25 protein-coding genes are annotated in these 25,695 nt (G+C 70.2%); 13 read left to right on the plus strand and 12 right to left on the minus strand.

Going from position 1 to position 25,695, the window contains the following annotated elements; translation table 11 throughout:
• Nucleotides 1–34: 34 nt before the first annotated feature.
• Together QNA09_RS03700 and QNA09_RS03705 are read right to left on the minus strand one after the other, a co-directional pair.
• On the minus strand, nucleotides 35–457 hold the full coding sequence (locus QNA09_RS03700) for an organic hydroperoxide resistance protein (RefSeq protein ID WP_119699472.1): 423 nt from the start codon (nucleotides 455–457) through the stop codon (nucleotides 35–37).
• A gap of 25 nt (nucleotides 458–482) precedes the next feature.
• Nucleotides 483–941 carry a MarR family winged helix-turn-helix transcriptional regulator gene (locus tag QNA09_RS03705; RefSeq protein ID WP_119699473.1) on the minus strand — a complete coding sequence of 153 codons (459 nt, stop codon included), beginning with the start codon at nucleotides 939–941 and terminating at the stop codon, nucleotides 483–485.
• A gap of 149 nt (nucleotides 942–1,090) precedes the next feature.
• Here QNA09_RS03705 and QNA09_RS03710 point away from each other — a divergent pair, with 149 nt between their 5' ends.
• Nucleotides 1,091–3,517, plus strand: coding sequence for an ATP-dependent Clp protease ATP-binding subunit (locus QNA09_RS03710; protein ID WP_119699474.1), 2,427 nt, complete (start codon nucleotides 1,091–1,093; stop codon nucleotides 3,515–3,517).
• 67 nt (nucleotides 3,518–3,584) lie between these two features.
• On the opposite strand, the gene QNA09_RS03715 is transcribed toward QNA09_RS03710, so the two are convergent.
• Nucleotides 3,585–4,982, minus strand: a complete 1,398-nt coding sequence (locus tag QNA09_RS03715) for a hypothetical protein (RefSeq protein WP_026137797.1) — start codon at nucleotides 4,980–4,982, stop codon at nucleotides 3,585–3,587.
• The gene (gene treS / locus QNA09_RS03720) at nucleotides 4,979–6,700 is read right to left on the minus strand and encodes a maltose alpha-D-glucosyltransferase (protein ID WP_010593946.1); all 1,722 of its coding nucleotides are present in this window, start codon (nucleotides 6,698–6,700) and stop codon (nucleotides 4,979–4,981) included. Before treS ends, QNA09_RS03715 begins: the two co-directional genes overlap by 4 nt.
• A gap of 549 nt (nucleotides 6,701–7,249) precedes the next feature.
• Between treS and QNA09_RS03725 the strand changes: the two genes are divergently transcribed.
• Together QNA09_RS03725 and QNA09_RS03730 are read left to right on the plus strand one after the other, a co-directional pair.
• On the plus strand, nucleotides 7,250–8,332 hold the full coding sequence (locus QNA09_RS03725) for a 3-deoxy-7-phosphoheptulonate synthase (protein WP_040274132.1): 1,083 nt from the start codon (nucleotides 7,250–7,252) through the stop codon (nucleotides 8,330–8,332).
• An 88-nt stretch (nucleotides 8,333–8,420) separates the two neighbouring features.
• Nucleotides 8,421–9,302 (plus strand): glycosyltransferase family 2 protein, encoded by an 882-nt coding sequence (locus QNA09_RS03730; protein WP_119699475.1) that lies wholly within the window; start codon nucleotides 8,421–8,423, stop codon nucleotides 9,300–9,302.
• Between the two features lie 59 nt (nucleotides 9,303–9,361).
• Here QNA09_RS03730 and thpD read toward each other — a convergent pair whose 3' ends face one another.
• The gene (gene thpD, locus QNA09_RS03735; protein ID WP_059174883.1) at nucleotides 9,362–10,249 is read right to left on the minus strand and encodes an ectoine hydroxylase; all 888 of its coding nucleotides are present in this window, start codon (nucleotides 10,247–10,249) and stop codon (nucleotides 9,362–9,364) included.
• Between the two features lie 168 nt (nucleotides 10,250–10,417).
• Here thpD and QNA09_RS03740 point away from each other — a divergent pair, with 168 nt between their 5' ends.
• Both QNA09_RS03740 and QNA09_RS03745 read left to right on the plus strand, forming a co-directional pair.
• Complete coding sequence (locus QNA09_RS03740; protein WP_017682134.1) at nucleotides 10,418–11,461, plus strand: zinc-binding dehydrogenase; 1,044 nt, start codon at nucleotides 10,418–10,420, stop codon at nucleotides 11,459–11,461.
• A 30-nt stretch (nucleotides 11,462–11,491) separates the two neighbouring features.
• The gene (locus QNA09_RS03745; RefSeq protein WP_029539995.1) at nucleotides 11,492–11,917 is read left to right on the plus strand and encodes a VOC family protein; all 426 of its coding nucleotides are present in this window, start codon (nucleotides 11,492–11,494) and stop codon (nucleotides 11,915–11,917) included.
• 9 nt (nucleotides 11,918–11,926) lie between these two features.
• Here the strand turns inward: QNA09_RS03745 and QNA09_RS03750 are convergent, their stop codons facing one another.
• Nucleotides 11,927–12,922 carry an AraC family transcriptional regulator gene (locus tag QNA09_RS03750; RefSeq protein WP_017682136.1) on the minus strand — a complete coding sequence of 332 codons (996 nt, stop codon included), beginning with the start codon at nucleotides 12,920–12,922 and terminating at the stop codon, nucleotides 11,927–11,929.
• A gap of 2 nt (nucleotides 12,923–12,924) precedes the next feature.
• On the minus strand, nucleotides 12,925–14,118 hold the full coding sequence (locus QNA09_RS03755) for a pyridoxal phosphate-dependent aminotransferase (RefSeq protein ID WP_119699476.1): 1,194 nt from the start codon (nucleotides 14,116–14,118) through the stop codon (nucleotides 12,925–12,927).
• Between the two features lie 118 nt (nucleotides 14,119–14,236).
• Here QNA09_RS03755 and QNA09_RS03760 point away from each other — a divergent pair, with 118 nt between their 5' ends.
• On the plus strand, nucleotides 14,237–14,848 hold the full coding sequence (locus tag QNA09_RS03760) for a carboxymuconolactone decarboxylase family protein (protein ID WP_010593954.1): 612 nt from the start codon (nucleotides 14,237–14,239) through the stop codon (nucleotides 14,846–14,848).
• Here QNA09_RS03760 and QNA09_RS03765 read toward each other — a convergent pair.
• A complete protein-coding gene (locus QNA09_RS03765) occupies nucleotides 14,830–15,243 on the minus strand; it encodes a VOC family protein (RefSeq protein WP_010593955.1) in 414 nt (137 codons plus the stop codon). The two genes, QNA09_RS03760 and QNA09_RS03765, sit on opposite strands and share 19 nt — an antisense overlap.
• Before the next feature lie 10 nt (nucleotides 15,244–15,253).
• Nucleotides 15,254–16,165, minus strand: a complete 912-nt coding sequence (locus QNA09_RS03770; protein ID WP_010593956.1) for a sigma-70 family RNA polymerase sigma factor — start codon at nucleotides 16,163–16,165, stop codon at nucleotides 15,254–15,256.
• Nucleotides 16,166–16,516: 351 nt separating this feature from the next.
• On the opposite strand from QNA09_RS03770, the gene QNA09_RS03775 reads away from it, so the two are divergent.
• The 5 genes from QNA09_RS03775 to QNA09_RS03795 all read left to right on the plus strand — a co-directional run bounded on the left by QNA09_RS03775 (nucleotide 16,517) and on the right by QNA09_RS03795 (nucleotide 21,758).
• Complete coding sequence (locus QNA09_RS03775) at nucleotides 16,517–17,605, plus strand: ABC transporter substrate-binding protein (protein ID WP_119699478.1); 1,089 nt, start codon at nucleotides 16,517–16,519, stop codon at nucleotides 17,603–17,605.
• Nucleotides 17,602–18,420, plus strand: a complete 819-nt coding sequence (locus QNA09_RS03780; protein ID WP_119699479.1) for an ABC transporter ATP-binding protein — start codon at nucleotides 17,602–17,604, stop codon at nucleotides 18,418–18,420. The genes QNA09_RS03775 and QNA09_RS03780 overlap by 4 nt, the downstream gene beginning before the upstream one ends.
• On the plus strand, nucleotides 18,413–19,285 hold the full coding sequence (locus QNA09_RS03785; RefSeq protein WP_119699480.1) for an ABC transporter permease: 873 nt from the start codon (nucleotides 18,413–18,415) through the stop codon (nucleotides 19,283–19,285). The genes QNA09_RS03780 and QNA09_RS03785 overlap by 8 nt, the downstream gene beginning before the upstream one ends.
• Before the next feature lie 33 nt (nucleotides 19,286–19,318).
• The gene (locus QNA09_RS03790; protein ID WP_010593960.1) at nucleotides 19,319–20,668 is read left to right on the plus strand and encodes an LLM class flavin-dependent oxidoreductase; all 1,350 of its coding nucleotides are present in this window, start codon (nucleotides 19,319–19,321) and stop codon (nucleotides 20,666–20,668) included.
• A gap of 103 nt (nucleotides 20,669–20,771) precedes the next feature.
• Nucleotides 20,772–21,758 (plus strand): LLM class F420-dependent oxidoreductase, encoded by a 987-nt coding sequence (locus QNA09_RS03795; RefSeq protein WP_040274152.1) that lies wholly within the window; start codon nucleotides 20,772–20,774, stop codon nucleotides 21,756–21,758.
• 13 nt (nucleotides 21,759–21,771) lie between these two features.
• Here the strand turns inward: QNA09_RS03795 and QNA09_RS03800 are convergent, their stop codons facing one another.
• From QNA09_RS03800 to QNA09_RS03810, 3 genes are all read right to left on the minus strand, one after another.
• Complete coding sequence (locus QNA09_RS03800; RefSeq protein WP_010593962.1) at nucleotides 21,772–22,335, minus strand: GNAT family N-acetyltransferase; 564 nt, start codon at nucleotides 22,333–22,335, stop codon at nucleotides 21,772–21,774.
• A gap of 2 nt (nucleotides 22,336–22,337) precedes the next feature.
• The gene (locus QNA09_RS03805) at nucleotides 22,338–23,006 is read right to left on the minus strand and encodes a DUF3239 domain-containing protein (RefSeq protein WP_026138092.1); all 669 of its coding nucleotides are present in this window, start codon (nucleotides 23,004–23,006) and stop codon (nucleotides 22,338–22,340) included.
• A 105-nt stretch (nucleotides 23,007–23,111) separates the two neighbouring features.
• The gene (locus QNA09_RS03810) at nucleotides 23,112–23,540 is read right to left on the minus strand and encodes a hypothetical protein (protein ID WP_010593964.1); all 429 of its coding nucleotides are present in this window, start codon (nucleotides 23,538–23,540) and stop codon (nucleotides 23,112–23,114) included.
• A gap of 220 nt (nucleotides 23,541–23,760) precedes the next feature.
• Between QNA09_RS03810 and QNA09_RS03815 the strand changes: the two genes are divergently transcribed.
• Entirely contained in the window at nucleotides 23,761–24,174 is a 414-nt protein-coding gene (locus QNA09_RS03815; protein WP_140188334.1) for a hypothetical protein, read from the plus strand.
• Nucleotides 24,175–24,282: 108 nt separating this feature from the next.
• Nucleotides 24,283–25,689: a CitMHS family transporter gene (locus QNA09_RS03820; RefSeq protein WP_010593965.1), complete on the plus strand. Its 1,407-nt coding sequence runs from the start codon at nucleotides 24,283–24,285 to the stop codon at nucleotides 25,687–25,689.
• Nucleotides 25,690–25,695 lie beyond the last annotated feature (6 nt).

The following is a 25,695-nucleotide window of genomic DNA, read 5'->3' on the forward strand; positions in this document are numbered from 1 at the left end:
CGCTACGCGCGCCCGACGGTGGGCCGCGCGGGTGTCAGTCCTCGGTGACCTCGAGCTCGACCTCGATGTTGCCGCGGGTGGCGTTCGAGTACGGGCACACTTGGTGGGCCTTGTCGGTCAGTTCGAGGGCCTGGGCGCGCGGCACGTGGGGGAGGGACACCTCGAGGGTGACCTTCAGGCCGAAGCCGCCGCCGTCGGTGCGGCCGATGCCCACGCGTGCCCCGACCGCCGAGTCGGCGACGTCGGCCTTGTCCTGCCGGGCGACGAGCTGCAGCGCCGAGTGGAAGCACGCCGCGTACCCGGCGGCGAAGAGCTGCTCGGGGTTGGTGCCCTTGCCGTCGCCACCCATCTCGGTGGGGACCGACAGTTTCACGTCGACCTTGCCGTCGGAGGTGCGGGCGCGGCCGTTGCGGCCCTCCCCGGTGGCGAGGGCTTCGGCGGTGTAGAGCACGTGCATGTGTTTCTCCTGTCGGTGGGGCGGGTCAGTTGTCCCGGTCGGGTGTGTCGTCGGTGATGCCGTGCAGGGCGGCGGTCAGGCGGTGGAGCGTGTCGCGCAGGCCGGCGAGTTCGCCGGGGTCGAGACCGATGGCGCAGGCCAGCCGCGCCGGAATGTCCTCAGCCTGTGAGCGCAGCGCGCTCCCGGCGTCGGTGAGGTGGATGCGCACGCGGCGCTCGTCCGTGCTCTGCCGGCGGCGTTCGACGAGACCGGCGGCCTCGAGCCGCTTGAGGAGCGGCGAGAGGGTGCCGGTGTCGAGGTGGAGGGCGTCGCACAGCTCGCGCACCCCGCGACCGTCGCGTTCCCACAGGGCCAGCAGCACGAGGTACTGCGGGTAGGTGACGCCGAGCCGGTCGAGCATGCCGCGGTAGGCGGCGGTGGTGGCCCGGGAGGCGGAGTAGAGCGCGAAGCAGACCTGCCGGTCGAGCGCGAGATCATCGGACACGAGAAATAAAGTAGCGCACCGCTATGTTGTGCACAACTGAAATCGGCGGGGCTCCGACGTGACGCACCTCACGCTCCGAGTGGAATTGACAGGCGGCCCGCCACGTTAGTTGAGTGAGAAAGACTCAAGTCCGAGAGAAAGGCTTCGGAATGCCGGCATTCTTCGGGCCTGGTGGCCCTGGGCGTATCGACATCACCCGCTACCTGAGCCGTGGCACCCAGGAACTCATGGCCGCCGCGGCCCGATTCGCCGCCGAACGCGGTGACACGGACCTCGACGCGCTCCACGTCCTGCACGTGATGGCGGAGCAGGACCCGGTCCGGTCCGTCATGACCCGCGCCGGAGCCGATCCCGCCGAGGTCCTGGCCGCGGTGGAACAGCGACTCCCGCAGGAACAGGGCCGCAGCGCGGTCACCGCACCCGCCCTCACCGGCGCGATCAAGACGGTGCTGCTCGAGGCGCACCAGCTCACCCGTGCCCTCGGCGCGACCTACATCGAACCGCAGCACCTGTTCGTGGCTCTCGCCGCCGACCAGGAGCACGGGCTCGGGGGCCTGCTCGTCTCGGCCGGGATCACCGCGCAGTCGCTCCAGGCCGCGCTGCAACCCGGTGCGGCGACCGAGGCGACGCAGGAGCAGTCCGCCACCCCCACCCTGGACAAGTTCGGTGTCGACCTGACCGAGCGGGCCCGCGGCGGCGGCATCGACCCCGTCATCGGCCGTGCCGACGAAATCGAGCAGACCGTCGAGATCCTCTCCCGCCGCACCAAGAACAACCCGGTGCTGGTCGGCGAGGCCGGGGTCGGCAAGACCGCGATCGTCGAGGGCCTCGCCCAGCGCGTCGTCGACGGCGACGTCCCGGACAGCCTGCGCGGCAAGCGGATCGTGCAGCTCGACCTGACCGGCATGGTCGCCGGTACGCGGTACCGCGGCGACTTCGAGGAGCGGCTGACCAAGGTGCTCGACGAGATCACCGCGCACTCGGACGAGCTGATCGTCTTCGTCGACGAAATCCACACCGTCGTCGGCGCGGGCGGCGGCAACGAGGGCGCGATGGATGCCGGAAACATCCTCAAGCCCAAGCTCGCCCGCGGGGAACTGCACATCGTCGGCGCCACCACGCTCGACGAGTACCGCAAGCACATCGAGAAGGATCCGGCGCTCGAGCGGCGCTTCCAGCCCGTCACCGTCGGCGAACCCGGCCACGACGACGCGGTCGCGATCCTGCGCGGCCTCCGGGACCGGTACGCCGAACACCACGGCGTGCGATACACCGACGACGCGCTCGACGCCGCCGTCGACCTGTCGGTGCGGTACCTGCCGGACCGGCACCTGCCGGACAAGGCGATCGACCTGATCGACCAGGCCGGTGCCCGGCTGCGGCTGCGCAGCCCGCGCGTCGACGAGACGGCGCTGCGCGAGCAGCTGTCCCGGCTCGAAGCCGACAAGGACCGTGCCGTCGCCGAGGAACGCTACGAGCAGGCCTCGCGACTGCGCGACCAGATCACCGAGGTGCAGGCCCGTCTCGACGCCGGGACGCCCGCCGACACCGAGGTGCCCGAGGTGACCGCCGAACTGATCGCCGAGGTCGTCTCCCGCGCCACCGGCATCCCCGCGACGCGGATGACCCAGGCCGAGAAGGAGCGGCTGCGCGGCCTCGAGGACGAACTGCACCGGCGGGTCGTCGGGCAGGACGAAGCCGTCCGGGCCGTGGCCCGGGCCGTGCGGCGCAGCCGCGCCGGCATGAGCGACCCGCACCGGCCGGTCGGCAGCTTCCTGTTCCTCGGACCCACCGGCGTGGGCAAGACCGAGCTGGCGAAGGCGCTGGCGGAGGTGCTGTTCGGCGACGAACGCAAGATGCTGCGGGTGGACATGAGCGAGTTCGGCGAGCGGCACACCGTCAGCCGTCTCGTGGGAGCGCCCCCCGGCTACGTCGGCTACGGCGAAGCCGGCCAGCTCACCGAGCAGGTGCGGCGCAACCCCTACTCGGTGGTGCTGCTCGACGAGATCGAGAAGGCGCACCCGGACGTGTTCAACACCCTGCTGCAGGTGCTCGACGACGGCCGGCTCACCGACGGTCAGGGACGCACGGTCGACTTCACCAACACGGTGGTGATCATGACCAGCAACCTCGGCTCGGACATCATCTCGAGCCGCGGCGGGGCGCTGGGCTTCAGCACCGGCGATGCCGAGGCGGCGGAGAAGCCGCTGCGGGACCGGGTGATGGGCCGGCTGCGCGAGTCGATGCGGCCCGAGTTCCTCAACCGCATCGACGAGATCGTGATCTTCCGCAAGCTCGACACCGAGCAGCTGCACCGGATCACCGATCTGCTGCTGAACGACAGCCGCAAGCGTCTGCAGGCCAAGGGCATCGAGGTCGAGTTCACCGAGGCCGCCGTCGACTGGATCGCCGAGCACGGGCATCAGCCCGAGTTCGGGGCGCGGCCGCTGCGCCGGTCCATCCAGCGCGCGGTGGACGACCGCATCGCCGATCTGCTGCTCGACGACGTGCTCGTCGAGGGCGGTCAGATCCGCGTCGACGTGGCCGACGACGAGCTCGAGCTCTCGGTGGGCTAGACACCGGCACGCGAAGCGCGGGCGGTGACCGGCATCCGGTCACCGCCCGTCCGCGTCTGCGGCCACGTCAGCCGGCCTGCGTCATCCGGCGAATCGCGTTCAGGGGCAAACGGATCCATTGGGGACGGTGACGGGCCTCGTACACGACCTCGTACACGGCCTTGTCCAGCTCGTACGCGCGCAGCAGCGCGGCGAACTCGCGCGGATCCACGCCGGACTCGCTCGCGTAACCGTCACAGAACGCCGCGGAGTTGCGCTGTGCCCATTCCTGCGCCCGGAACTCGCGCTGCGCGGCAGCGGCCTCCGACGTCGCATCGTGCAGGGAGTGGTGGGCCGCGTAGTCGAACGAGCGGAGCATCCCCGCGACGTCGCGCAGGGCGCTGTCCGGTTCCCGACGTTCGTCGAGGGACTTGGCGGGCTCGCCCTCGAAATCGATGAGCAGCCAGTGCTCGGGGGTGCGCAGCACCTGCCCGAGGTGCAGGTCCCCGTGGATCCGCTGGACCGTCGTCGTGCCGGTGGCCGCAGCCTCCGCGAACCGCGCCCGCACCCCCGGGGCGATCTCCGCCAGTTCGGGTACGACGGCGCCGGCGGCATCCAGGCGGCGCAGCATCCCGTCGACGATGTCGCCCACGGCTCGCTGGGACGTCCCGAGGGACTGCGCCAGCAGCGCGTGCACCTCGGCCACCGCGGCGCCCATCCGCTGCGATTCCCCGGCGAAATCCGTGCCCACCTCGTCCGCCCGCAGGTCCGCCTCGAGCAGCAGGTCCCGCACACTGCCCAGCGCCATCGACCAGCCGTCGGCGGAGTTGGCGGCGAAGTCCTGCACCATCGCCAGGGTCGTGCGCACCCCACCGATCTCGGCGTCGATCCACGCGCGCACCGGGGCCACCGACCGGCAGCCCGCCTCCCCGAGCGCGAGATGCAGCTCCACATCCGGGTTGACCCCCGGAGTGATCCGGCGGAACAGCTTGAGCAGCAACTGCTCGCCGAGCACGACGGAGGTGTTGGACTGCTCGGCGCTGAGCGCCCGTCCCCGCAGACCCTCCTCGATGACCGTGCCGGGCACGGTGTGCAACTCGACCGGGCCGTACACCTGCCCGGTGGCGATCGAGTGCGCGTACAGGTCGATGATCTCCTGATCGCGCAGGCCGTCGTAGGCGTGGGTGCGATCGTCGCCGCTGCCGTCGGGCCGCGGCAGCGCCCAGGGTGCCAGCTCGTCGGGCAGGTGGAGGCGGTAGCCGAGGGGCACCTGATAGATCTGCTCGTCGCCGGACTCGAACTCGACGGTCACCAGCAGGTGGTCCGCCCCGAATGCGGGAGTGTCGGTGAGGTGTTCCCGCAGCTTGATGCGTACGGCGGCGACGGTCCGGCCCTTGGCGGCGAACCAGCGCTGGTGGGGGAGCCACTCGGCCAGCAGGGCCTCGAGCTCCGCGTCGGAATAATGCTGCACGTGTGGCTCCGTCATGGCTGTACCGCCGCCTCGGCCTCGCTGCTCACCGGATGTTCGCCGACGCCTTCCTTCGTCGGATCCGGTTGCAGCGCAAACCAGTAGAAGCCGTGACCGGGCAGGGTGACCATGTACCCCTCCTCCGTGATCGGTGGGAACGGGACGGAACCGGTGAGCTCCACCGGAATCCACCCCGCGAACCGCGACAGGTCCAGGATGACGGCCTGCGGATACCGGGACAGATTGTTCACGCACAGGATGACGTCGCTGTAGTTGCGGTCCGGTCCGAGCGGCATCTCCCGCAGGTAGGACAGGACGGCCGGGTTGGCGCTGCCGAGTTCGGTGAACGCGGCCTTGCCGAACGCCGGATGTTGCTTGCGGACCTGGATCATCCGCCGCGTCCAGTGCAGCAGGGTGTTCGTCGAGTTCATCTGCCGCTCGACGTTCACGGACTGGTAACCGTAGGTCGGATCCATGATCGTCGGCAGGTACAACCGCGCGGGATCCGCTCGCGAGAAGCCCGCGTTGCGGTCCGGGGTCCACTGCATCGGCGTGCGCACCGCGTCGCGGTCACCGAGCCAGATGTTGTCGCCCATCCCGATCTCGTCGCCGTAGTAGAGCACCGGCGACCCGGGCAGGCTCAACAGCAGCGCCGTGAACAGTTCGAGCTGGTTGCGGTCGTTCTCGAGCAGCGGCGCCAGCCGGCGGCGGATACCGATGTTCGCCCGCATCCGCGGGTCGGTCACGTACTCGGCGTACATGTAGTCACGTTCTTCGTCCGTGACCATCTCGAGGGTCAGCTCGTCGTGGTTGCGCAGGAAGATGCCCCACTGCGCACTGCTCGGGATCGGCGGTGTCTGGGCGAGGATCTCGGAGATCGGGAACCGGTTCTGGCGACGCACCGCCATGAAGATGCGCGGCATGAGCGGGAAGTGGAAGGCCATGTGGCACTCGTCGCCGACCTCCGGTTCGCCGAAGTACTCCACCACGTCGCTGGGCCACTGGTTCGCCTCGGCGAGCAGCACGCGGCCCGGGTACTCCGCGTCGATCACCGCGCGGCACTTCTTCAGGAACGCGTGCGTCTCGGGCAGGTTCTCGCAGTTGGTGCCTTCGCGTTCGAACAGGTAGGGCACCGCATCGAGCCGGAACCCGTCGATACCCAGGTCGAGCCAGAAGCGCAGGACGTCGATCATCGCGTCCTGCACCTCGGGATTGTCGTAGTTCAGGTCCGGCTGATGCGAGAAGAAGCGGTGCCAGTAGTACTGCTTGCGCACCGGATCCCATGTCCAGTTCGACGATTCGGTGTCGACGAAGATGATGCGCGCATCCGGGTAACGCTCGTCGGTGTCGGACCACACGTAGAAGTCGCCGTACGGGCCCTCCGGGTCGGTCCTCGACTCCTGGAACCACGCGTGCGTGTCCGACGTGTGGTTCATGACCAGATCGGTGATGACCCGGATGCCGCGCTTGTGCGCCTCGTCGAGAAACAGGACGAAGTCGTCGACCGTGCCGAACTCCGGCAGCACCGCCCGGAAGTCCCGGATGTCGTACCCGCCGTCGCGCAGGGGGGAGTCGTAGAACGGGGGCAGCCAGATGCAGTCGGCGCCCAGCCAGGCGATGTAGTCGAGCTTCTCGGTCAGCCCGCGCAGATCACCCGTCCCGTCGTGGTTCGAGTCGTTGAACGCGCGCACCAGGACCTCGTAGAACACCGCGGTCTTGAACCAGTCCGGATCCACCGCGAGATTTCTGGCATGGGAGAAGTCCTCGGACTGGGCCTCGACCAGGTGTCCGTCGGCGGTGTGTTCCGGTCCTGTCCCCCGAGCGTTCTCGTCGGGTGGATTCGCTCCGGGCGGGCTGACGCCCAGGGATGGGGCGGCAGTTCCGCCGTCCAGGTCTGGCATGGCACCTCCGTGCTCGTCGCTTCGCGGGACAGACTCTCCAAGGGTGCCCCGGTTCGCGCGTTTCCACACCCGAAGCGGCCGACTATCGACCGTTGTCGTGGTGTTGCGTTCCGTCCGGATTCCGGCTGCGCACCGATGTCGGAACCCGGACCTGATCGGCGTGCCGAAGGGGTGCGTGCCCGCCCCCCGTGCGCGGGGGAGGGCGGCCTGTTACGGTGGTCCGCATGCAGCGCGCATATTTCTGGTTTAGCAGGCCGGCCCGGGGTGGGTCGGTCGGCGTAACCGCGCGCTGACTTCTTCCACCTACGAGCCGGACACGGACCGGCTCGCTGGAATCACCGAAGGTTCAGCCAGGGTCGGCCCGGGAACAGGAACCGAACCCCGATGACCACCAGCACCTCCATCTCCACCGCGAATCTCGACGAACAGCGGACCGTGCGGATCAGCCCGCTCGTCGCTCCGGCCGTCGTCCGCGGCGAACACGCCCCCGACGAGGTCGCCGCCGCGACCGTGCGCTCGGGCCGCGCCGACACCGTGGCGATCCTCGACGGCACCGACGACCGCCTGCTCGTCGTGGTCGGGCCGTGCTCGGTGCACGATCCCGCCGCCGCGATGGACTACGCGCGACGTCTCGCCGCGAAGGCCGACGAGCTGCGTGACGACCTGCACGTGGTGATGCGGGTGTACTTCGAGAAGCCGCGCACCACCCTCGGGTGGAAGGGCCTGCTCAACGACCCGCATCTCGACGGCACCTACGACATCAACACCGGACTGCGCATCGGCCGCAAACTGCTGCTCGACGTCTCCGGCCTCGGTCTGCCCGTGGGGTGCGAGTTCCTCGATCCGATCCTGCCGCAGTACTACGCGGACCTGGTGACCTACGGCGCGATCGGTGCCCGCACCGCGGCCAGCCAGGTGCACCGGCAGCTGTGCAGCGCGCTGTCCATGCCGGTGGGCATCAAGAACTCCACCGAGGGTGACGTGCAGGTGGCCGTCGACGGCACCCGCGCCGCCGCCGCGAGTCACGTGTTCCCCGGCACCGACCTCGACGGCCAGGCCGCCCTCATCGAGACCGTCGGCAACCCGGACTGCCACGTCATCCTGCGTGGCGGCTCCGCGGGCCCGAACTACGATGCCGAGACCGTCGCGGACACGATGGCCCGCCTGCGCAAGGCAGGTCTGCCCGAACGCGTCGTGATCGACGCCAGCCACGGCAACAGCAGCAAGAACCACGAGAAGCAGGTCGACGTCGTCACCGACATCGCCGAGCGGCTCGAGGCCGGCGAGCAGGGCATCGTCGGAGTCATGCTGGAGAGCTTCCTCGAGGCCGGCCGGCAGGACCTCACGCTCGGGCGGGCGGACGAGCTCGAGTACGGCAAGTCCATCACCGATGCGTGCCTCGACTGGGCGACCACCTCCGCCCAGCTCGACCGGCTGGCCGACGCCGTGCGCCGCCGTCGCTCCTGAGGGTGCGGGAACCGTGTCGGGGTGTCCCGCCACGGTTCCTGTCTTCGGCGTTCCGAGGCACGCGGACGGTCGCGGTAGCGTCGGAGGCATGCATCAGCACACGCTGTCGGTGGTCGTGCCGGCGTACAACGAGGAACAGTACATCGGTCAGTGTCTTGCGGCCCTGCTGGAGCAGGAGGCGGATATCCACGAAATCGTGGTGGTGGACAACAACTCGACGGACAGGACGGGCGAGATCGTCGATGCGATTGCCGAGCGGTCTCCGATCGTCCGCCGGATCTTCGAGCCCCGCCCAGGTGTCGCATTCGCTCGAAATGCCGGGTTTGACTGGGCGACAGGAGATCTTCTCGGCAGGATCGATGCCGACACGCGGGTCCGTCCCGGATGGGCCCGCACGATCCTCGACTTCTTCGCGCGTGCAGACACCGCGAGCGTCGGAGCCGTCAGTGGACTCAGCAACTCCTACGACTCGCCGTACCGGGAGCTCAAGCGCCGGTATATCGAGCAGCGCGTGCGCAAGGGGTTCTTCGGCGGTGAGCGCCGAATCGACAATCTGCACGGTGCCAACATGGCCGTGCGCCGGTCGGCGTGGCAGCGCGTCCGCGACGCGGCCAGCACGGATGCCGGGATCCACGAAGACCTCGACCTGGCCTTGTGCCTGCGTGAGGCCGACATCGAGATCGCCCAGCTCTCCGACTTGTTCGTCGACATCTCCCCCCGGCGTGCGCTGACGCCGCCGCGGGAGTACACCAAGTACATCCGCTCCGGAACCGCCACGTTCGAACTGCACGGCCGGATGAATCCGGTGCTTCGCCGGATTCTGAGGGCGCACTGGGCGTTCCACGTGCTCGTGTATCTAGCCTATCGGCCCTACGATCCGGAGCAGGGCCGATTCACGCTCACCCGGCTGCTGCGCACACCGCGTGCCCGCACGCTGCCGATCGACGTGGCGGACACCGTCCGCGTATGAGTCCTGCGATGCGGGGGTGCGCCCGACTCGTCCCGGGCGCACCCCCGCATCCGTTCGTGTCAGCGCAGCGGCGTGAAGTCGCGGCTGCCGAGGTAGTCGGGGCGCGGCTTCGGTGCCGAGAACGGCTCGCCGAGCGTGTTCTCGACGCTGTTGAACACCACGAACAGGTTCGACCGGGGGAACGGGGTGATGTTGCCGTTCGAGCCGTGCATGCAGTTCGAGTCGAACACCGTCGCGGAACCGGCCGAGCCGGTGAACGTGGCGATGCCGTGCTCGGCGGCCATCGAGGTCAGCGTGTCCTCGTCGGGTGAACCCGTGGGCGGGACGTGCGTGACCAGCGACTGCTGGTAGTAGTCGTCGGGCGTCGTGCCGGCGCACGAGACGAAGGTCCGGTGCGAACCGGGCATGATCATCAAACCGCCGTTGTAACCGTAGTTCTCGGTCAGCGCGACCGAGATGCTCAGCGCCCGCGGCCGCGGCATGCCGTCCTCGGCGTGCCAGGTCTCGAAGTCCGAGTGCCAGTAGAACGGTCCGCCGCGGAATCCCGGCTTGACGTTCAGCCTCGACTGGTGGATGTAGACCTCCGAGCCGAGGAGCTGGCGGGCGATCCCGGCGATCTCCGGTCGCCGGATGATCTCGCCGACGGTGTCGGAGAGGCGGTGCACGTCGAACACGGAGCGCACGTCCCCGCTGCCGGCCTCCCGCACGACCCGATTGTCGTCGGCCAGCTCCCGGCCCAGACGTGCTGTCTCGTCGAGCAGATTTCCGACGTCGTGCGCCGGCAGGAGCGCGTCCACGGTGTGGAACCCGCGCCGGTCGTACTCGGCGACGGCCGACGCGTCCAGCGGCCCCGCGGCTGATCCCCACACCACCGGATCCGGCCGGGACACGCTCACGCACTTCGTGCGGTTCCGGGTCGGGTAGGCGTCGATGACGGCCGTCTGCATTGTTGCGAATCACCCTCTCGAAGTCGATGACGGTTCTCCTCGACGCTCTCACTCACCGTCGGCGGATGCAACCCGTCGCGGAGATCCGCAGCACGAACATGCGCACTCGCGCATGCGGCGGGAGTAGGGTCGCCCCTGGCTGCCGCCGCACAACAGGATGAGGGGACCATGACCGGGACGATGCGCGCCGCGCGCTTTCATGCCGACACCGGAACCAATGTGCTGGAAGATGTTCCGATTCCGTCGCCGGGCCCCGGCGAGGTGCTCGTGAAGGTGGCGTTCTGCGGGATCTGCCACTCGGATCTGAGCCTGCTGGACGGTACGTTCCCGGCCCTGCTGCCCGTGGTCACCCAGGGGCACGAAGCCGCCGGGACCATCGCCGCCGTCGGGGACGGCGTGACGGGCTGGGCGGTCGGGGACCGCGTCGTCCCCGCCGCGGGCCGACCGTGCCTGCAGTGCCGCTTCTGCCGGCGGGGCGACCTGACCAACTGCCCGAACATCCAGCTGATGGCGTTCGCGTACGACGGGGCGTGGGCCGAGTACACCGTCGCCCAGGCGGGCGGTCTCACCCGTGTGCCCGACAACGTCCCGCTCGAGCAGGCGGCGATTCTCGCCGACGCGGTGTCGACCCCGTTCGGTGCGGTCGTGCGCACCGGCCAGGTCGCGGTGGGCGAGGCCGTCGGCGTGTGGGGAGTCGGCGGGGTGGGCACCCACATCGTGCAGCTCGCCCGGCTGGTCGGCGCCGTGCCGATCCTCGCGTTCGACATCAACCCCGCGGTGCGGGAGCGGGCCCTCGAACTCGGCGCCGACCACGTGTTCGATTCCCGCGACCCGGACCTGGTCCGGAAGGTCGCCGAGGCGACGGGCGGGAAGATGCTCGACGTGGCCTTCGACTCTGCGGGCCTGAAGGTCACCTTCGACCAGGCCCTACAGTGCGTCATGACGGGTGGCCGCGTGGTGGTGGTGGGGCTGAGCGGGCAGGAGGCCTCCCTCGGCCCCACGGCCACGTTCGGCCTGTCGCGCAAGCACGTCATGGGCCACCTCGGGTACAAGAACGTCGACATCGAGACGCTCGCGGCACTCGTCTCCCGCGGGCGCCTGGACATCTCCCGCTCCGTCAGCGAGATCGTCCCGCTCGAGAACATCGCCGAGGGCATCGCGAAGCTGCGCGACCACGTCGGGGATCCGATCCGGATCCTTGTACAGCCCTGACGTGTCGGGGTGCCGTCGTACCGTCACCGCATGGGTTACGGATTCCAGGTGACGGTCGATTCGAGCAGCCCGCACACGCTGGCGAAATGGTGGGCGGCGGCGCTGGGCTGGCGGGTGGAGCCGAGCAACGAGGACTTCATCCGCGGCCTGGTCGCGGCCGGGCACGCCCGGGAGGAGGACACCGAGATCTTCGAGGGCGTCCTCGTGTGGAAGGCGGGCGCCGCGATCTCCGATCCCGAGGTGCCCGCGCGTCCGCGCGTGCTGTTCCAGCTGGTGCCCGAAGGCAAGACGGTGAAGAACCGGCTGCACTTCGACATCCGGGCGGGGGAGGACCGCGAGGCGCTGGCCGGCCGGCTCGCCGAGGCGGGCGCGACCGTCCTGCACCGGGGCCGGCAGGGGCCGAACGAGTGGATCACGATGTCCGATCCGGAGGGCAACGAGTTCTGCGTCGCGTGAACCGGCGACCTACCGGTATGCGCGGGGGGTCTTGCCCGTCCATCGCTTGAAGGCGCGCCGGAACGCACTCGGCTCGGAGAAGCCGAGCCGGGCCGACAGGGCGTCCACCGCCTCGCCGCGGCGCAACCCGGCGATCGCCGTATCGCGCAGCACCTCCTCGCGCAACTGCCCGAGCGAGGTGCCCTCCTGCCTGAGCAGACGCCGCAGATGCGGGGCGCTCACCGACAGCATCTCCGCGACGTCCTCGGCGGTCGCCGTGCGACCCTCGATGCCCGACTCGAGGATCCGCCGCACCTGCGACGCGGCGGTGGAGTCGTAGTCGCGTTCCGACATCATCAGATTCGGTGATTCGCGCAGATAGTCCTCGAGGGTCTCCTCGGTCTGGACGATGGGCGACCGCAGGGCCGCGTTGTCGATCTCGAGCACCGCGCCGGCGGCCTCGAAGGTGACCGGCACCCCGAAGATCGCGTCGTAGTTCTTCGCCAGCACCGGATCCGGCTCGCCGTAGGGGACCGAGACCGACGCCAGCCGTACCCGGCCCCCGACGAGCCAGGCCGCGAAGCGGTGCAGCAGGATGAGCAGGAAGTCGATGATGACGCGGGTCCTGTCGTCGTACGACTCCAGCACCACCTCGAGCCGGGTCGTCCGCGGCCCCGGGGTGAGCCGTAGCCGCGGCAGCGTCGGCAGCACCTGGTTGACCTGGATCATCCGCTCGAGGGCCTGCGCGAGGTCCCGGCAGTGGATCAGCGTCAGGCACACCACCCGGAACGTGCCGCGGGGTACCGGTCCCGGTCCGAGCCCGAACAGTTCGTCACCGGTGAGTTCCCAGGTCTTCTGGGTGAACCGGGTGACCTGCTCGGGGGTCAGGCGCGCGTGCGGGTGGGCGAGCACCGCGCGGCTGATCCGTGCCGCGTCCAGGGCCGGGGCCAGATCCACCCCGTTCGCCTCGGCCAGCACCACCGAACGGCGCACGAAGTCGGAGGGAATGGTGGCGGGGGCGGTCATAGTCAGCCGTGCTCCCGCAGGCTGCGCAGCCGCCGGACACCCTCGAGGAGGACGTCGTCGCGCTTGCAGAAGGCGAACCGCACCAGGCGATTCCATTGCCGGGGGTCGTCGACGAAGGCGCTCACCGGGACCGCGGCCACGCCGATGCGCTCGGGCAGGGTTCGGCAGAAGGCGACACCGTCCGTCACACCGACAGGGGTGACGTCCGCGCACACGAAATACGTTCCGGCCGAGTCCAGCACGCCGAATCCGGCGTCGGTGAGCGCAGCGGAGAGCAGGTCGCGCCTGCGCTGCAGGTCGTCGCGCTGGGCGGCGACCCAGGGCTGCTCGTGGGTCAGCGCGTACGCGACGGCGGGCTGGAACGGCGCTCCGGCGACGAAGGACATGAACTGTTTCGCCGTGCGCACCCCGTCGATCAGTTCGCGGGGCCCGAGCGCCCACCCGATCTTCCAGCCGGTGACGTTGAACATCTTCGCGGCGCTGGACACGGTGACGGTGCGTTCGGCCATGCCGGGCAGCGACGCGATCGGCCGGTGCTGCCGGCCGTCGAACACCAGATGCTCGTACACCTCGTCGGACAGCACCAGCAGGTCGCGTTCGCACGCCAGTTCCGCGAGCGCGCGAAGCGCCTCGTCGTCGTAGACCGTCCCCGTCGGATTGTGCGGGGTGTTGACCACCAGCATCCGGGTGCGGTCGGTGACCGCGGCGCGCAGCGCGTCGACGTCCAGGACGAACCCCGATCCGGCACGAGTGAGCGGAACGGTGCGGCGGGTAGCCCCGGCGAGTGCGACGGACGCGGCGTAGGAGTCGTAGTAGGGCTCGGTGAGCAGCACCTCCTCACCGGGCTCGACGAGACCGAGGACGGCGGCGCTGATCGCTTCGGTGGCACCGACGGTGACGAGGACCTCGCCGTCGGGGTCGTGTTCGAGTCCGTACCGGGCCGCCCGGTCCGCTGCGATCGCCCGCCGCAGTTCGGGCGTGCCCGGCCCGGGCGGATACTGGTTGACGCCGTCGGCGATGGCCTGGCGCGCGACGTCGAGCATCGCGCGGGGGCCGTCCGTGTCGGGAAAGCCCTGGCCGAGGTTCACGGCGTCGTGCGTCACGGCCAGAGCGGTCATCTCGGCGAAGATCGTGGAGGCGAACGGCCGCAGCCTTTCGACCGTGCGGACCCGGCGTGAGGACGCGATTTCTGCCATTTCGGCAGCTTAGCCGCGTCCTTCGCGACCCCCGGCAGCGGTCGTGTCACATCCGGCGGGGCTGTCTCGTCCGAAGAGGTGAACGGTCCCGTCCGGGACCCGGGGAACGGAGTAGATCATGGCGCGCATTCCCGCGGTGACACCGGCCGAGGCCGGTGTCGCGACGAAGATCGCCTATCGGATGGCCCGGCGCCGCTTCGGGGAGGTGCCCGAGCCGTTCGCCGTCTACGCCCACCATCCGGCGCTGATGCGGGCGAGCGCCGTGCACGAGACGCTCGTCGAGCGCGCGTCGACGGTGCTGCCGCCGCACGTGCGCGAACTCGCGGTGTACCGGGTGGCCTGGAGCGTCGGGTGCTCCTGGTGCGTCGACTTCGGCACGATGCTGCAGCGGCTCGACGGCCTCGACGTGGACCGCCTCGAGCACATCGCCGACTATGCGACCTCCGACGCCTACAGCGACGACGAGCGTGCGGCGATCGCGTACGCCGACGCGATGACGGGAGCCGGCGGCGACGGCGGTGCGGCCGTCACGGTGACGGACGAGCAGGTCGCCGACCTCGAGCGGCGCTTCGGACGGGCCGGGGTGGTCGAATTGACCTACCAGATCGCGCTCGAGAACATGCGGGCCCGGATGAACTCGGCCCTGGGCATCCACGAGCAGGGTTTCAGCACCGATGCGTGCCGGGTGCCGTGGCTGCAGGACGACGCGGCTCAGGGCAGCACGAGCTGACCGATGGGACCCGGATTCCAGGCGATCTCCCACCGGAATCCGTCGGGGTCCGCGAAATATCCTGTGTAGCCGCCCCACTCGCGTTCGACCGCGTCGGAGACCGGATCGGCTCCGGCGCGTCGGGCGGTGTCCAGCACCCGGTCGACATCCGCTCGGTCGGCGACGTTGTGGGCGAGCGTCACGGGCGGGACGCCGCTCCGGCGAACGGGCCCGACCTCGGCTGCGAAGTGCTGTTCGTCCCACAGGGACAGGACGAGGTGCGGTCCGACCTGGATCATCAGCACCTCGCCGGGCACATCGACGACGGGCGTCCAGCCGAGCCCGTCGACGTAGAAGCGCCGGGTGCGCTCGAGGTCCGCGACGGCAAGGGTGACGAAGCTCAGTCGGGGCTCCATGACCGCGACTCTAACCGTCGAGGCGGACGCCGCGGAGCTTGTCGGGATTGGCCATGTCGTAGGCCGCCCATACCCGCCCGTCACGGACGGTGCAGCCGACGACCCGCCCGGCGAACGCGCGGCGGGTCCCGTCGCCGGGGGAACCGGCGCTGACGAACCCCAGTTCGCCGTTGACGAGCGCCGGCGTGCCGGCCAGGAACGCCTCGGCGCCGTAGCGCTGCATCAGGCCCAGGAAGAACCGGGCGAACCGGTCGGCGCCGACGACGACGTTGATCGCGGTGCGGGTGGTGCCGCCCGCGTCCCCGATCACCCGGGCGTCGGGGTCGAGCGCCGCGACCACCGCCGCGAGGTCCCCGGAGGCGAGGGCCGTCATCAGCCGCTGTACCGCCTCGACGTGCTCGGCGGCCGGCACGGGCGGCGGCGCGGCCGCGACGGCTCGCCGGCCGCGGGAGGCGAGCTGGCGCGCGGACGCCGGCGTGACGTCGAGAATGGCGGCGATCTCGTCGAACGGCACCGCGAAGCCGTCGTGCAGGACGAAGGCGACGCGCTGGGCCGGGGTGAGCGTGTCCAGCACGACCATCGCCGCCATCCGGCTGTCCTCCTGCCGCACAACGGCTTCCAGCGGATCGGGGGAGGACGGTCCGCCGACCGGAGTGACGATCGGTTCGGGCAGCCACTGGCCGACGTAGTTCTCGCGACGTACCGCGGCCGACCGCAGCCGGTCCAGGCACAGACGTCCGACCACGGTGGTCAGCCACGCCCGCAGATCGTCGATCCCGTCCGCGTCCGCGCGGTCGAGTCGCAGCCAGGCGTCCTGGACCGCGTCCTCGGCGTCGGCGACGCTGCCGGTCAGCCGGTAGGCGACGGAGAGCAGGTGCGGCCGATGCTGCTCGAAGGCGTCGGCGAGCACGGCGGTGCGCATGGGCCGATCGTACCGACCGGCATCCGGTTCGCGGCCGGTACGGTAGCGGATCGGACAAGTCAAGGGATTCGCACACGGATGCGCCGAAGCGTTGCCCCGTCGCCGCGGCCCGGGCGAGACTTCCGGAGTCCGATCGCCGCAGAAGGAGTCCACCGTGTACGAGTGTCCGGACTGTTGTCGCTGACCCTCCCGGTGTAGCCCGCCCGTCCGGCCCGTCCGGACGCCGGCACTCGATCTTCCGTTGCTGCACCGCGAATCCCGGTGCCGTGGACGCCTCGCCGTCGCCGCACCGCACTTCTCCGTGCCCGCTGTGCCGGGCCTCCTCGCCGAACGTAAGGGACAACTCTCGCGATGTCGTATTCCATGCTGCGCAGCCGGCTGGCCCGGCCGGTTGCGGTCGCAGCCACCCTCGTCACCCTCGCCGCGGGGGTCGCGGCGTGCTCCCCGGGGTCGGGGACCGCCACCACCGACGACGGGCGCACCGTTCTGCGCTACCAGGGCTCGGCCGGCCAGGTCACCTACCCCGAACTCGCGGAGAGCCTCGGCTACTACGAGAACGTCGCGCTGGACTGGGTGGGTGACACCACCAGCGGTCCGCAGGACATCCAGTCCGCGGCCACCGGGCAGACCGAATTCGGCGGCGCATTCAACGGTGCCGTCATCAAGCTCGCCGCCGCCGACTCGCCGATCACATCGGTCATCAGCTACTACGGCTCCGACGAGCAGTCGTTCAGCGGCTACTACGTGCTCGAGGACAGCCCGATCCGCACCGCCCGGGATCTGATCGGCAAGAAGGTGGGGATGAACACGCTCGGTGCGCACCACGAGTTCCTCGTCCGCGAATGGCTCGCCCGGCAGGGGTTGACCCCGGACGAGATCGGGCAGGTCGAACTGATCGTCGTGCCGCCGGTGAACACCGAACAGGCATTGCGGGAGGGACAGATCGACGTGGGCACCCTCGGCAGCGTGTTCCGCGAGACCGCGGTCGCGCGCGGCGGAATCCGACCGCTGTTCACCGACGAGTCCCTGTTCGGGGCGTTCAGCTACGGCACGTACGTCTTCCGCGACGACTTCATCGCCGAGAACCGGGATGCGGTGGCGGATTTCGTGCAGGGCACCGCACGTGCGATCCGCTGGGCGCAGACCACCCCGCGCGACACGGTCATTGCCGAGTTCAAGGAGATCATCGGCAGCCGCGGCCGCAACGAGAGCACCGACCTGGTCGAGTTCTACCAGAGCCCCGGCGTCGCCGGACCGGGCGGGACGATCACGGAACAGGAGATCCGGACCTGGCTCGACTGGCTCGCCCGGAACGGCGAACTGCCCGACGGCACGTTCACCCCATCCGACATCTACACCAACGAGTTCAACCCCTACGCCAACGGCACCTACGAACCGTCGAGCGGTCCGAACGGTGAACCCGTCGAGGAGGCGAAATGAGCACCACCCCGAAGCTCCGTCTCGAGCACGTGACCAAGCGGTTCCCGGTCCGCGGTACGGACACCGCGTTCACAGCCCTCGACGACGTCAGCCTCGACGTCGCCGACGGTGAGTTCCTCGTCCTCGTCGGCCCCAGCGGCTGCGGCAAGTCCACCCTGCTCGACCTGCTCGGTGGGCTGAGCAGCCCGACGTCCGGCCGGATCCTGCTCGACGGACAGCCGATCTCCGGGCCGGGCCTGGACCGGGGCATCGTCTTCCAGCAGTACGCACTCCTGCCGTGGCGCACCGCGCGGCACAACATCAAATTCGGCCTCGAGGCGAAGGGGCTGCCCCGGCGGCAGCGGCGTGAGCGCGCCGAGCACTACCTCGAGCTCGTGGGGCTGCGTGGATTCGGAGATCGTTATCCGCACGAGCTGTCCGGTGGCATGAAACAGCGCGTCGCGATCGCCCGGAGCCTGGCGTTCGACCCCGAGGTGCTCCTCATGGACGAGCCGTTCGCCGCGCTCGACGCACAGACCCGGGAATCGTTGCAGGACGAGCTGTTACGGATCCGCCACGAGACCGGCAAGACGATTCTGTTCATCACCCACGGCATCGACGAGGCGGTCTACCTCGGACAGCGCGTGGCCGTCCTGACGTCCCGGCCCGGACGGGTCGAGGCCGTCGTGGACATCGACATCGATCGCACCGTCGACGACGTCCGCTCCGGCGAGGCGTTCCGACACTATCGACACCGGATCTGGTCCTTGCTGCACTCGGACGTCGAGCGCGCGCAGAACCACGGTGCCGCAATCCAGGAGGTCCACCATGTCTAGTCCGAGCGCCACGTTGATCCACCCCGTCGCGCTCGACGGGGCCCTGGCGGAGCAACGACCCGCACCGGCCCCGCCGGCTCGAGGCGCCGGGACCGGCCCCTGGATCGGTGCCTTCGTGTGGCGCGGGCTCAAGCCGGCCGTCGCGATCCTCGCCTTCCTCGCGGTCTGGGAGATCGCGCCCCGGCTCGGACTCGTCGACGAGGTGTTCCTGCCGCCCTTCACCGTGGTCGCGGACGCCTTCGCCCAGCTGATCGGCGACGGCCGGCTCGCCGAGCACCTCGGTGCCAGCCTGTCCCGGGCCGTCACCGGCTTCGGGATCGCGGTGCTCGTCGCGATCCCGCTCGGTGTGGCGATCGGCTGGTACCGGCCGGTGGCCGAGTTCCTCGATCCGATCCTCGAGTTGTTCCGCAACACCGCCGCGCTCGCGCTGCTGCCGGTGTTCATCCTGATCCTGGGCATCGGCGAGACCTCGAAGGTGGCGCTGGTGATCTACGCGAGCACCTTCCCGATCCTGCTCAACACCGTCTCCGGCGTGCGCACCGTGGATCCGCTCCTGGTGAAATCGGCCCGCTCCCTCGGTCTGCCTTCGTACCGCCTGTTCCAGAAGGTGATCCTGCCGGCCGCGGTGCCGACGATCTTCACCGGCATCCGGATGGCCGCGGCCTCGTCCATCCTCGTGCTCATCGCGGCCGAGATGGTCGGCGCCAAGGCGGGTCTCGGCTATCTCGTCACCGCTTCGCAACTCAACTTCCAGATCCCGAACATGTACGCCGGCATCGTCGCCATCTCTCTCGTCGGTCTGACCTTCAACGGGATCCTCGTCGCGGTCGAGCGCCGGCTCTCCCGCTGGCGCGCAGACCGGTAGTCCCCTCGTTCCCCCACACCTGGAGAGGTTGTCATGTCGCAGTCCCCGAAGCAGTTCCACCTCAACGCCTTCCTGATGGGAGTCGGTCATCACGAGGCCGCCTGGCGGCACCCGCGCACCGACGCGCGCCGCGTCCTCGACGTCGCACACTTCCAGGAGCTCGCGCAGATCGCCGAACGCGGCACGCTCGATTCGGTGTTCTTCGCCGACGGTCTCGCAGTGGGGCCGCGCGTCGAGCACAACGCTCAGGCGATCTTCGAACCGATCACCCTGCTCTCGGCGATGGCCGTCGTCACCGAGCGCATCGGCCTCATCGCCACCGCGTCCACCGGCTTCAACGAACCGTTCAACCTCGCCCGCAAGTTCGCCTCGCTCGACCACATCAGCCACGGCCGCGCCGGCTGGAACATCGTCACCTCCGGAGGTGCCGACGAAGCCCGCAACTTCGGATACGACGAGACCCCCGACCACGCCGGTCGTTACGACCGCGCCGCCGAGTTCGTCGATGTGGCGACCGGTCTGTGGGACAGCTGGGAGGACGACGCCGTCGAACTCGACGTCGAGAGCGGTCGTTTCGCGGACCCGGGCAAGGTCCACCCCGTCGACCACGACGGCCCGCGGTTCTCGGTACGCGGACCGCTCAACACCCCGCGCTCCCCGCAGGGCCGTCCCGTCCTGGTGCAGGCCGGATCGTCGGAGAGCGGGAAGGACTTCGCCGCCCGGTACGCCGAGGCCGTGTTCACCGCGCAGCGCACCCTGGCCGAGGGACAGGCGTTCTACCGCGATCTGAAGGCGCGGGTGGCCGCGGTGGGACGCGATCCGCACTCGCTGAAGGTGCTCCCCGGGATCGTGCCGTTCATCGGCGACACCGAGGTCGCGGCGAAGGCGCTCGAGCAGGAGTTCACCGACCTGATCTCGCCGGCCTACTCGCTGCGTCAGCTCTCCGGGATGGTGGGGGTGGACCTCACCGACCATGCTCTCGACGCGCCGCTGCCCCCGCTGCCGCCCCTCGACCGGATCCAGGGCAACAAGAGCCGCTACGAGCTGGTGAAGAACCTCGCCGAGAACGAGCACCTGACCGTGCGCCAGCTCATCGGCAAGCTCGGCGGCGGACGGGGGCACCGCACGTTCGCGGGCACCGCCGAGCAGATCGCCGACGACCTGCAGCTGTGGTTCGAGGGCGGAGCCGCGGACGGCTTCAACGTCATGCCGCCCTACCTGCCCGGTGGTCTCGAGGACTTCGTCGAGCAGGTCGTGCCGATCCTCCGGGATCGGGGACTGTTCCGCACCGAATACACCTCGACGACGTTGCGCGGCCACTACGGGCTCGACCGCCCGGCCGGCCGGTTCGACGCTGTGCCGGCTCGGGCGGCGACGGCCTGAGTGCACGGGCCCGGTCGCGCGGAGGGAACCCCGCGCGACCGGGGCCGGTCCGCGATACTGGGGATCGGCATGCAGGCCCCGATCTCGAAGACAGGAATCCCACATGCGATTCGGAATGTTCGTCCCCCAGGGCTGGCGGCTCGACCTCGTCGGCATCGAACCCGCCGAGCAGTGGCGGGTGATGCGTGACCTGGCTCAGCGCGCCGACAGCGGACCGTGGGAGTCGATCTGGGTGTACGACCACTTCCACACCGTGCCGGTGCCCACCGAGGAGGCCACCCACGAGGCGTGGTCGCTGGTGTCGGCGTTCGCCGCGGTCACCGAGAGGGTGCGGATCGGGCAGATGTGCACCGCCATGGGCTACCGCAACCCCGCCTACCTGGCGAAGGTCGCCGCGACCGCGGACATCGTTTCGGGCGGCCGCATCGAGATGGGCATCGGCGGCGGATGGTACGAGCACGAGTGGCGCGCCTACGGATACGGCTTCCCGTCCCCGCCGGAGCGGTTGCGCCGCCTCGACGAGGGTGTGCAGATCTTCCGTCAGGCCTGGACCACCGGCACGGCCACCCTGCACGGCCGGCACTACCAGGTGGACGGTGCCGTCGTGCGGCCGCTGCCGCTGCAGGAGGGCGGCATCCCGTTGTGGATCGCCGGTGGCGGGGAGAAGGTGACGCTGAAGATCGCCGCGAAGTACGCGCAGTACACCAACTTCGACGGCACCCCGGAGGGTTTCGCCCACAAGTCGGAGATCCTGCGGGGGCACTGCGCCGAGGTGGGCACCGATTTCGACGCCATCGTGCGCTCGGCGAACTACAACGTCGCCATCGGCCGCACCGAGGCCGAGGTGCAGGAGCGTCTCGGCACGCTGCGGGCCCGGCTCGAACCGTACGTCGGGCCCGAGAAGGCCGACGGTGCGCTCGACGCCTTCCGGGGTCTGCCCGCCGTGGGAACACCCGAGCAGATCGTCGAGAACTTCAGGGCGCTGAAGAAGCAGGGCATGACGTACGCGATCCTCTACTTCCCCGAGGCCGCCTACGACACCTCGGGCATCGAACTGTTCGAGAAGGAGGTCCTGCCCGAACTGCTCTGACCGGCCCCGTCGATCACATCGGCCATCCGTCGGCCGGTACGCGTGGGTCGTCGGGCAACAGGCCCGCGACCCACGCGTCGTGCCGGGACCCGCGCTGCAGTATCCCGCGCCGCTGCACGCCTTCGAAGCGGAAGCCGACCCGGCGGGCCACCGCCGCCGACGCGCGGTGCCCGGCCAGCGCCCGCCACTCGATGCGGTCCAGTTTCAATCCGTCCGAGCGGAAAGCATAGTCGCACAGCAGGTTCACCGACTCCGTCGCGAGTCCGCGGGCGCGGGCAGCCGGGGCAATCCAGTACCCGATCTCCGCCGCCGACGCGTCCCGCTCGATCAACCCGACGGTCCCCAACAGCGGACCGTCGGCGGACGTCCGCACCGCCCATACCGGGCTGTGCGCCGCCCAGCCCGCGGGCACCACGTCGCCGACGAACCGTTGCGCGTCCGCCCGCGTGTAGGGGTCCGGGACCGTCGTCCACCGCACGATCGACCGGTCCCGGCAGGCGGCCGTGATCGCGTCGACGTCGCCCGCCCGGGGCACCGTGAGAACGACGGTGCTTCCGGTGAGGACGACGGGGCGCATGGTCAGCGCAGGTCGGCGGGCAGGTCCTTCGGGTCCAGCACGAGCCGGCGCTCCTCGCTGGCCGCGACCTCGTCCGAGCGGGAAAGCTTGCCTTCGAGCACCTTCCACTCGGTCTCGTCGATCGCGGCGGCGGCCTCGCGCAGCACCGAAGCGTCCCGGGTGCCCCATGCGATCGGCATCGGGCTGACCATCTGCCACACGCCGCTCGTGTTGCGGGTGGTGCGGTCCGACAGCACCGCGACGGACGGCACGCGCTCGCCGACCCGCACCCGGTGCCCCGGTACGGCCGTGACGTCCCGGGCGACCAGGGCGTAACGGTGACCGTCGGTCTGCGGCTTGGCGATGTCGACGAGCGCGAGCAGCGTCATCCCGCGCGGCCGGATTTCGGAGACCACGGCCGGAACCAGCGGGCTGTCCCGGTACAGATCCTGGATCGTGCCCACCTTGCGCGGAGCCCACACCGCGACCCACGCGGAAGTGAGCGCGGCGACGACGACCACGGCCGCGACGACGAAGGACCACGCCCGGCCGACCGCGATCAGCCATACGGCGGCTACGGTGAACAGCACCGCCAGCACGATCGCCGACACCCGTAGTCGTCGCACCTCGGCGACGGTCTGATTGACGGCCTTGGCGTGGGGCAGGTCCACGGGAAAGTCGAAACGACGCACGACGTCAGCTTATGCGACCGGCCCGCCGTGGTGGAGTCCTGCCGGGGCTGGCCGTGGCCTGGTGTCGAGGGGCGTGGTGTCGAGGGGCGTGGTGCCGAGGGGCGCTCACCGGGTGGCGGCCCGTACCGCCGCGACCAGCCACGCGACGAGCAGGGCCAGCAGCGCGACCACGAGCAGGACCGGAGCCAGCAGCGCGACCAGGACGACGAGGAGGGCCAACAGGATCTTCGTCCTGGTGCTCAGGCCGGAGATCAGGCCCTTGACGGCGGCCCACACGGGGTTCTTGCCGGTCAGGGCGGCCCCGGCGCCTTTGAGGACGGCTCTTGTGCTCGCACTGCCCTCGGTGACGGTATCGATGAGCTGGTCCGTCGAGGCGGGGGCATCGCGCAGCACCGCGTCCCGGCGCTTCCGCACCGCCCGGGCGAGCCGGCGAACGTGGGTCTTCAGCCACTCGACGGCGGCCGCGAAGGGCCGGCGCTTGCGACGCGGAGCGCGGTCGTCGAGCCCCGGTCCGGGACGTTCCGATGTCGCCACCGGTGGGCGCTCGGACGACCGGGGCCGGGAGCCGGTGGACGTGCGCGGCCTCTCACGGGTCCGCGACCGAGCCTGCTCGTCGGCGGTCTGCGTCCGCGGACGGGTCCGGCGCGTAGCGGTGTCCTGCGTCCGGGCGCGCCGTGGGGCGTCCGGCGCCGTACGGGTTCCGGCGGCGGCGCGTCCGGCTCGCCGATCCGGGTCCGTCCGCCGTGGCGCAGCCGTGGCCGACCGCGCGGTGGCCGACCGCGCGGTGGTGGATTTCCCGGTGGTGGATTTCCCGGTGCCGGATCGTGCGGTGCCGGATCGTGCGGTGGTGGATTTCGCGGTGCCGGATCGTGCGGTGGTGGATTTCGCGGTGCCGGATCGCGTGGTCGTCGACTTCGCGGTGCCCGACCGCGTCGTGGCCGACGTCGTCGTGGCCGCGGTCGTCGACTTCGGGGCGGCTGCCCGTCTGCGAGATGTGCGTTCCCTGCCCCCGGCCGTTCGGCCGGCGCCGCGTGCGGTCCGACCCTCTGCTGTGCCCCGTGCACCCATACCTACGGCTACCCCCGGCGGTGCCGGGGAAACCTGTCGTGAGGCTCCGGCCTCAACTCGAGCAGAATGCGCACAACGGGGCTATCGCACGCAACGGTGACCACTCGGAGTGGGCGGCCTCACACTTCGGTGTAGCAGGGATCACACCGGGCAGCGACCCGGTTCTCGAACCTCCTCCGCACCGTCCCCAGACGAAAGCGAGCAGATCGTGCTTGTCTTCCTCGGCTTCCTCATGGTCGCCGTCTTCATGTACTTGATCCTCTCCAAGAGGGCCACGCCCGTCGTCGGTCTCATCCTCGTCCCGGTCGCCTTCGGGCTGTTCGCCGGCGCCGGCCTCGATCTCGGCGACATGATCGTCGACGGCGTCACCGACCTGGCCCCGACCGCGGCGCTGCTGTTCTTCGCGATCATCTTCTTCGGGATCATGATCGACGTCGGACTGTTCGACCCGCTGGTGCGGTTGATCCTGCGGCTCGTGCGCGACGACCCGGCGCGGCTCGTCGTCGGCACCGCGGTGCTCGCGATGATCGTCTCCCTGGACGGCGACGGCTCGACCACGTTCATCATCACCACGTCGGCGATGCTGCCGCTGTACCTGAAGCTGCGGGTGAGCCCCGTGATCCTGACGGTCGTCGCGGGCCTGGCGAACGCGACGATGAACATCATCCCGTGGGGCGGGCCGACGGTCCGTGCCGCCAGCGCCCTGGGCCTGTCCCCGTCGGACGTGTTCGTGCCGATGATCCCCTCGCTGCTCGTGGGCCTGGTCGTCGTGCTCGGCTTCGCGCTGCACCTCGGTGTCATGGAACGCCGGCGACTCGGCAAGCTGGTGTGGACCGCGGAACCGGTCCTCGCGGGTGTCGGCCGCGGCGGATCGACCGGCTCCGGCGGATCGGGCGGATCCCGAGCGACCGGGACCGGCCCGGGGGCCGACGCCGGCGACAGCGACGACCAGACCGGCGGATTCGCCGCCGCCCTCGATCCGAACCGCGCAACCCTGCGACCGAAGCTGCTGCCGTTCAACGCCCTGCTCACCGTCGCGCTGCTCGTCGTCCTCGGCCTCGACGTCCTGCCCATCCCCGTGCTGTTCATGATCGCCGCCGGTCTGGCGCTGGCGGTGAACTTCCCGCGCGTGGCCGACCAGTCCGAGGCGATCGTCCGGCACTCGTCGAGCATCGTGTCGGTGGTCGCCATGGTGTTCGCCGCGGCCGTCCTGACCGGGGTGTTCCAGGGCACCGGCATGGTGGAGTCGATGGCGCTGTGGCTGACCGGGGTGATCCCGGACGCGCTCGGCCCGTTCCTCGCGGTGATCACGGGGGTGCTCAGCATTCCGTTCACGTTCTTCATGACCAACGACGCCTTCTACTTCGGGGTGCTGCCGGTGCTCGCCGAGACCGCCGCCCAGTACGGGATCGAACCGGTCGAGATGGCCCGCGCGTCGATCACCGGCCAGCCCGTACACATGCAGAGCCCCCTCGTACCCGCGATCCTGCTGCTCGTCACCCTCGCCGGCGTGCAGCTCGCCGACCACCACCGCAAGGTGCTGTGGCGTGCGACGATCGTCTCGCTCACGATGCTGGTCGTGGGCGTCGCACTGGGTCAGATCCCGCTCGGCTGAGCCCGG

This window comes from Rhodococcus sp. AH-ZY2 (assembly GCF_030916465.1).
Classification (GTDB): domain Bacteria; phylum Actinomycetota; class Actinomycetes; order Mycobacteriales; family Mycobacteriaceae; genus Rhodococcus; species Rhodococcus ruber.

Bases quoted from the DNA above. Each gene is read 5' to 3' on its own strand.
- QNA09_RS03800 (WP_010593962.1), bottom strand. From the start codon at position 22,335: ATGCGCCCCGTCGTCCTCACCGGAAGCACCGTCGTTCTCACGGTGCCC.
- QNA09_RS03790 (WP_010593960.1), top strand. From the start codon at position 19,319: ATGTCGCAGTCCCCGAAGCAGTTCCACCTCAACGCCTTCCTGATGGGA.
- QNA09_RS03710 (WP_119699474.1), top strand. From the start codon at position 1,091: ATGCCGGCATTCTTCGGGCCTGGTGGCCCTGGGCGTATCGACATCACC.
- QNA09_RS03775 (WP_119699478.1), top strand. From the start codon at position 16,517: ATGTCGTATTCCATGCTGCGCAGCCGGCTGGCCCGGCCGGTTGCGGTC.
- QNA09_RS03760 (WP_010593954.1), top strand. From the start codon at position 14,237: ATGGCGCGCATTCCCGCGGTGACACCGGCCGAGGCCGGTGTCGCGACG.
- QNA09_RS03700 (WP_119699472.1), bottom strand. From the start codon at position 457: ATGCACGTGCTCTACACCGCCGAAGCCCTCGCCACCGGGGAGGGCCGC.
- QNA09_RS03770 (WP_010593956.1), bottom strand. From the start codon at position 16,165: ATGCGCACCGCCGTGCTCGCCGACGCCTTCGAGCAGCATCGGCCGCAC.
- thpD (WP_059174883.1), bottom strand. From the start codon at position 10,249: ATGCAGACGGCCGTCATCGACGCCTACCCGACCCGGAACCGCACGAAG.
- QNA09_RS03730 (WP_119699475.1), top strand. From the start codon at position 8,421: ATGCATCAGCACACGCTGTCGGTGGTCGTGCCGGCGTACAACGAGGAA.
- QNA09_RS03745 (WP_029539995.1), top strand. From the start codon at position 11,492: ATGGGTTACGGATTCCAGGTGACGGTCGATTCGAGCAGCCCGCACACG.
- QNA09_RS03725 (WP_040274132.1), top strand. From the start codon at position 7,250: ATGACCACCAGCACCTCCATCTCCACCGCGAATCTCGACGAACAGCGG.
- QNA09_RS03750 (WP_017682136.1), bottom strand. From the start codon at position 12,922: ATGACCGCCCCCGCCACCATTCCCTCCGACTTCGTGCGCCGTTCGGTG.
- QNA09_RS03715 (WP_026137797.1), bottom strand. From the start codon at position 4,982: ATGACGGAGCCACACGTGCAGCATTATTCCGACGCGGAGCTCGAGGCC.
- QNA09_RS03780 (WP_119699479.1), top strand. From the start codon at position 17,602: ATGAGCACCACCCCGAAGCTCCGTCTCGAGCACGTGACCAAGCGGTTC.
- QNA09_RS03740 (WP_017682134.1), top strand. From the start codon at position 10,418: ATGACCGGGACGATGCGCGCCGCGCGCTTTCATGCCGACACCGGAACC.
- QNA09_RS03765 (WP_010593955.1), bottom strand. From the start codon at position 15,243: ATGGAGCCCCGACTGAGCTTCGTCACCCTTGCCGTCGCGGACCTCGAG.
- QNA09_RS03785 (WP_119699480.1), top strand. From the start codon at position 18,413: ATGTCTAGTCCGAGCGCCACGTTGATCCACCCCGTCGCGCTCGACGGG.
- QNA09_RS03795 (WP_040274152.1), top strand. From the start codon at position 20,772: ATGCGATTCGGAATGTTCGTCCCCCAGGGCTGGCGGCTCGACCTCGTC.
- QNA09_RS03755 (WP_119699476.1), bottom strand. From the start codon at position 14,118: ATGGCAGAAATCGCGTCCTCACGCCGGGTCCGCACGGTCGAAAGGCTG.